Annotated in this window: 6 protein-coding genes; all 6 read right to left on the bottom strand. The window is 57.9% G+C overall.

The annotated features are described in order from the left end of the window. Positions 1–324: 324 nt before the first annotated feature. From UG56_RS28125 to UG56_RS27235, 6 genes are read right to left on the bottom strand one after another with little or no spacing between them, the layout of a single operon-like run. Positions 325–750: a hypothetical protein gene (locus UG56_RS28125; protein WP_143055224.1), complete on the bottom strand. Its 426-nt coding sequence runs from the start codon at positions 748–750 to the stop codon at positions 325–327. A 34-nt stretch (positions 751–784) separates the two neighbouring features. Further along, the gene (locus tag UG56_RS27220; RefSeq protein ID WP_143055225.1) at positions 785–1,513 is read right to left on the bottom strand and encodes a hypothetical protein; all 729 of its coding nucleotides are present in this window, start codon (positions 1,511–1,513) and stop codon (positions 785–787) included. A gap of 14 nt (positions 1,514–1,527) precedes the next feature. Continuing rightward, complete coding sequence (locus tag UG56_RS28130) at positions 1,528–2,112, bottom strand: protein TPRXL (protein WP_143055226.1); 585 nt, start codon at positions 2,110–2,112, stop codon at positions 1,528–1,530. 20 nt (positions 2,113–2,132) lie between these two features. Further along, entirely contained in the window at positions 2,133–2,777 is a 645-nt protein-coding gene (locus UG56_RS27225) for a hypothetical protein (protein WP_143055227.1), read from the bottom strand. Between the two features lie 36 nt (positions 2,778–2,813). After that, positions 2,814–4,067: a hypothetical protein gene (locus UG56_RS27230; RefSeq protein ID WP_045548175.1), complete on the bottom strand. Its 1,254-nt coding sequence runs from the start codon at positions 4,065–4,067 to the stop codon at positions 2,814–2,816. A gap of 41 nt (positions 4,068–4,108) precedes the next feature. Then, positions 4,109–4,408, bottom strand: coding sequence for a hypothetical protein (locus UG56_RS27235; protein WP_045548176.1), 300 nt, complete (start codon positions 4,406–4,408; stop codon positions 4,109–4,111). Between the last annotated feature and the right edge of the window lie 292 nt (positions 4,409–4,700).

Consider the following 4,700-nt stretch of genomic DNA (forward strand, 5'->3'; position numbering starts at 1 on the left):
GATTTCATTACACGGTGCCCGTTGGGCAGCCGCTGGTCACCGTAGGCCACGCCTCACAGGCTTGTGAAGCGTATTAACGGATTCGTTGCCATCTTCATATGCAGTTTTTGTTCTACCCGCTCGCCGCAGCCACGGTCGCGATCGCAGCCGTACCTGACGCTCACCGATGCATCAACAACCGATGGCACGAGCGGCCGGAACCGAGAGCAGACTACATACGCTCGGTGCACATCGTCCTCACGACAGGAAGATGCGGCGCGCCACGGCGACTCGACAGCGACGAGCTCCCGATTCTGTAAGCCCCGACCGGGATTCAGAGAAGACTCAGAAGTCCGGGAACTCATCCGGGTCATCCCACGGCACTTCCGTGCCATCATCGCGAACATAGTGCGATACCACCGCCCTCGCGGGCGCACTGGTAGTACCACTCAACACATCCTCAATGCCACGAATGTACTCGTCGACGAGCTTTGAGTTCCGACGACCATCGATCAGGCCGCCAGCACCCTCCGGAAGACTCTGGACCGCGACGTTGACCGATGATTCAGAGCCATTCTCGACGGCGCGAATCATAATGAGCTTGGGCCACGAGAGTGCTTTTGTTCTCCGCCACAGGATCAGCGCGTGACCTTCGTTATGGACAGCCTTGACCTCGCACGTCTCATCATTCTGTGCGATACCAAGCGCTGCACGAAATACCATATCGGCAGGTGCGCTGAGTTCAGCGCTTCTGCCTCGTTCCGACCCCATACTGACTCCGTCCGATGATTGGCATCTAGGTCATCTATACGCGACCTTGGGCGTCAAACTTGTGCCACGTTCCGACACGCATCCGCTGCATCCTCCGCCGCTGATCCGGCGTCAAAACGACAAGCCCACGCTCGACAAGAACGTCCACAACTTCTTCACGCGCCGCATCGTAGCGCCGTTGCTCCCTGCCCGACTTTGGACCCCCACTGCTCCGGTCCCGGTCTGACGCCAGGTTCAGCACGACAGCGGCGATCCCTAGGAATCCTGCAGCAAGGGCCAACACTTCAAGCCAGGACCCAGGGAGCTCCCCGTCGTACGACAAACCAACAGCAAAGGTCGCGACGACAGAAACGATCACTACTATCCCGCCCATAATTGACACCGTCGAACGAGACCGAGTGCTCCACCACGTACGAATCGACGTTACGGTCACAACGATGGATACAACGAACATGAAGATCGCAAGAGTCACGAGGCTTTCCTGCGTCCCACGGGAATCGACCATGGTCGCCCAAGCAACAAAAGCTGCTCCAAGTACAGGCGAAAGAAAAAACATCGAAAGCACTAGACTCGTCAGGATCATGACCATACCTAGCAGCAGGTTCGGCCTACCCACACCTTCTTCCGGCACGAGCTTCAGCGAGATGATCTCCCGCTCGAGGTCACCCCACTTCACAGGTGTCCTGATGTCCGCCGTCTTTGCCCATTCACGAGCGGATGGACCTTTTCCTGACAATAGCACTTGGAGCCTTCCATCGTTCAAGGGTTGAGAATACGTCAAACCGTCGAGCGCGGCCAACTGAGCGTCGCGACGCATGAATCAAGTAGGGCCCGCGTCGCGACTATCGGAGGCGAATCCGCTTCGATATCCAGAGTCCGCGCGAATCCCGCAACGAGTTGCAATGCCTCGCGTCGCCGCGTGCCTGGAATCGGAGTGAGATAGACCAGCGAGTGATTCACTACCGATTCGCCGCCGAGATCGACTACCCGCTCACGCTCGAAGCGTATCGTTCTGGGGTCGCCAAACAGCGGTTTTGCGCCGAACCTCTTGATTGCATCGTGAACCAGTTTGTCCAAGGGCTGCGCAGGCGCCCCTGTACGAATTGACGCATTGATCGACGCTGGGATGATTGTGGCGCCAGGATCATCAACCGCCGGAGCGAAGAACGCAAAGACGCCATTGGCCCGCATTCCTTCGAACGCCTTGTCAAACGTCACCTTGGCATCCGCGAAAAGATCGGGCCGATGCCCTTCCATAAATCGCTTCTTCATTCCGGCGAGCAGGATGTCGCGCCCTTCATCGATGTCGAAGCGCGACCAGCCACGCGGAAGCTGGATCGAGAAATCCACAGACTTACGCACGCCAAGCTCATCACGTAGACTCACTGCGCCGCCCCGATTTCCTCGATCGGCCAAGACTCGTCGATCGGCGCGTCTGGCAGAAGGACCGACTCGAACACCTTTCCGTCTTCACGAACCATTCGAAGGAGGTCTTTGAAGATGGACAGACCGCGGACGACCGATGTCGCTAGTTGCGGAATGCAGTCATCCACACCCAACAACAGCGAGACCTCACCATCAGTGAACAAGTAATTCACCGATTCCAGCAAGACAACTCCGCCGTCGAAAAGCAACTCATTGCGGGCGGACAGCTGCACGCCTGGACCGATATGGGCGGCGTTGGCTGCGTGGAGGATTCCGCCCCACTTCGCAACATCCGGTAGAGACTCGGTTTCCACGACGTACAAGTGGCATGTCACTGCTGCGGCCGACATGACCGGCCATACCTGAAACAACGCGTATGCGTCGGACCGCTCTCGTTCAACGAGAGACATTTGCAAGAGTGCACGAATGTCCGCCGACGTCGACGCCTCTCCGTCCCATCGCGGTGTACCAACGAGGTACCCAAGCGACTCCGAAGTACTGGCAATCCACTGTTCACACTCAGGTGGCGTCAATTTTTCGGGGACGGGGATCCAACCCGGCACATCAAGGTCTTCAACCAGTTCTAGTGTCCACTTCGCCATTCCGGCACCTCTGGATTTCTGTCGCAGTCAAACGGCCTAGAAGCTAACCCATGCAGGTATACCGGGAATCTTGACCTCAGGAATGTCGATTGGGATGGGGTCGAAATGGTCAGTTCCCTGGGTGAGCTTGCCGGCATTTCCGACGGTGCCGAGAGTTGTTCCAATTTGCTGCAATCGGAACTCGAAGTTGGTCATTTTGCGGAATTCACCCAGGCCTGCCTTCAGGCCCTGATAGTTTCCGATGTACATCTTCAAGTTGTCTGTGCGGAAGTTCTTGGCGTTTTTTCCGATCAACTGCTCAAGCATTTCAGATCCGCTTCTGATCCCCAGGGCGTCTTTAGCCCGAGCCGCCTTAGTCAGATCCCCGATGGGCCCCTTGGCCATCGAGCCCCAAACCTTGGATCCGGCCTTTCCAACGTTGCTGCCCTTTCGAGCGCCAATGTTGATCAGGTGCCCAAGCTTGGTCACATTGCTCAATTTTGTGACCGGAATGATGCCCAACGCGTCCAGGCCCAACTGGCCCAGACTCTGTTGGCCGTAGGCGAACTTGATGCAGGACAGACCGAACGCAAGCAGGGCGAGAATAGCAGCGAGAGCACCCAGCCCGGTGCAGAAGATCGCAACAACGGCGATGATCATGGCTGCCCAGGTCAACACCTCGTAAGCTGCGTTGATGAAGTCTCCGATGTTGTCCCACGTACTATCTTCAATAGCACCCGACAACCCGTCTGAGATCCCGTTGACAGCCTCGTCGAAGCCGTCCTCCCACACGTCATACCAGGTGTCGAAACGCTCGGCCTCGTCTTCCCAGTTGTCGTAGGCTTCCTTCTTGGCCTTGTTCTCGGCCGCCTCTTCCTTGTCCGTGTCACCGATACCGAGGAAGCCACCGTCATCCTCGGTCATGCTGTCGTCCTTGTCACCGGGCAGGGCGTCGTACGTGTCCCAGAGGTCGCTGCAGGCCGAAGCCGACCGGTCGATGATCGGCTTGTAGGTCTCCAGCATCTCGCCATACTTGACGATCACAGGACCTACGGGCTTGTAGAGGTCGGCGGCCTCCTCGAGGACCTTGTATGAGTCACCAATGGTCTCTTGGAGCTTCTCGATGGCCTTGCCCTGTTGCTCACCACCGGCGAAGGTGTTCTCCTTGATCGTCCGCAGCGTGTCTGCGGCGGCGTCCATCTTCTTGCCAAGCTCTTCGATCTTGGTCCCACGCGCAATGATCCCTGAAGGTGAACCCTCGACCGTCTTGATCTCGCGCCCCTTCGGGGAATCCGGCATTCCACCGAACATGAGTTTTCCTTTCCGTCAGGAGCAATGAAGATTAAGAGGTTCTACTTCTTGGGCTGGAACTGGAGCGCAGTCTCACTGTCCCAGTCCTCAATCCCGTCGATGACACCCTTGATGTGCTCACTGACCTTCTTCAAGCTGTCTTTGAGGTCGTTGCGCTTGTCGTCCCAGCGCTCTTCGAAGTCACACGCCTTGTCGCGCAGTTCACTCCTGTCGAACGGATCGCCGATGTCGGCCTCGAGGTCCTCCGAGCTGTCGGTGGCGTTCTCGAACTCATCGACGATCGAATCCAACGATCTCTTGACCGTCTCGAGTTCGGCGATCTTGATCAAGATGTCCGCCATGAAACGCGCCTTTCACGTTATTACTGGAGCGCGCCGCCGGGCGTCGTCACCGCGGCGCATGATCGAGAATGGGAGATGGTGGGCCGGCAGATGCCAGCCCACCATCTGGCGAGCGTTGTGAATCAGCCGCCCGCGAGCTGGCTGTCCAGGTCCTGGATCGCGGTCGCCATGTCCCGCAGAGCCTGAGCCATGTCCTCGACACCAGCAATGGCGTCCTTCAGACCGGTGGTCATCTCCGAGTAACCGTCCTGGAACTTGCCCGAGGCCTTCTCCGTCTTGAACCCGTCCTGGA

The sequence above is a fragment of the Nocardioides luteus genome (assembly GCF_000960475.2).
GTDB classification, from domain to species: domain Bacteria; phylum Actinomycetota; class Actinomycetes; order Propionibacteriales; family Nocardioidaceae; genus Nocardioides; species Nocardioides luteus_A.